Origin of the sequence: Psychrobacter sp. 16-MNA-CIBAN-0192, assembly GCF_040309565.1 — a bacterium.
Classification (GTDB): Bacteria; Pseudomonadota; Gammaproteobacteria; order Pseudomonadales; family Moraxellaceae; genus Psychrobacter.
This window is the reverse complement of sequence record NZ_JBEOOX010000614.1, coordinates 1-244: the sequence shown is the minus strand read 5'-3', so window position 1 is coordinate 244 and position 244 is coordinate 1. Positions and strand designations below refer to the sequence as shown.

Annotated in this window: 1 protein-coding gene; it reads left to right on the top strand. The window is 45.9% G+C overall.

Going from position 1 to position 244, the window contains the following annotated elements; translation table 11 throughout:
* Positions 1–244 (top strand): penicillin-binding transpeptidase domain-containing protein (locus AAEY78_RS14585; RefSeq protein ID WP_352340173.1); only part of this gene is annotated, 244 nt, incomplete at both ends.

The following is a 244-nucleotide window of genomic DNA, read 5'->3' as shown; positions in this document are numbered from 1 at the left end:
ACTGGGAAACCACTATCTATGACCCTGGTTACTTCAGCTTGCCTGGGGACTCGCACCGTTTTCGTGATTGGAAACGTGGCGGTCACGGTACCGTCGATCTCAAAAAATCGATCATGATGTCGGTCGATACTTATTATTATAAGCTTGCTTATGAGATGGGTATTCAGCGCCTACATGATTGGATGGTTAGATTTGGCTTTGGAGAGCGTACCGGTATCGATTTGCCTAATGAGAAATCTGGCAT